Annotated in this window: 1 protein-coding gene; it reads right to left on the bottom strand. The window is 66.0% G+C overall.

Annotated features, from left to right (window positions below; translation table 11 throughout):
• Positions 1 to 120: 120 nt before the first annotated feature.
• On the bottom strand, positions 121 to 559 hold a 439-nt coding region (locus ACWTU8_RS32050), incomplete at its 5' end, for a transporter associated domain-containing protein (RefSeq protein WP_455851283.1).

Below are 559 nucleotides of genomic sequence, written 5' to 3'. Positions count from 1 at the left end.
GGTACGGCCGATGATCGATTCCTTCGCTCGCGCGTTCACCGAGCGGTAGCTGTCGCTGGCCGCGCAATCCACCGGCCTACCGTCAATGCCCGCCAGGGCGCAAAGCCGACATTCAAACAATCAGCGCACCGCCTCGCGGTGGGTTCCCGGCAGGCGGGTGGCGATCAGCTTGTCGATGCGGCGGCCGTCGAGGTCGACCACTTCGAAGCGCCAGCCTTGCGCGTCGACGCATTCGCCGGTCGCCGGGAGGTGATGCATGTGCGACAGCACGTAGCCGGCGACGGTCTCGTAGTCGCGGTTCTCGGGCAGGTCGAAGCCCAGAATCTCGGCCATCTCGTCGGCCTGCATATAGCCGGCGAGCAGCCACGAGCCGTCCTCGCGCTTGACGGCGTTTTCCTCGTCGCCGGCATCGAGGTCCGCGCGGAACACGCCGGTGATGGCTTCGAGAATATCGGCGGGCGTGACGATGCCTTCGAAATGGCCGTATTCGTCATGCACCAGCGCCATCGGCACGTCGGATTCCTTGAGGTTGTGCAGCACGTCGAGCGCGTCGGCCTGG

It is taken from the genome of Mesorhizobium sp. BHbdii (assembly GCF_053848045.1).
Note: the sequence above shows the minus strand (reverse complement) of the source record. Positions and strands in the feature narration are given on the sequence as shown.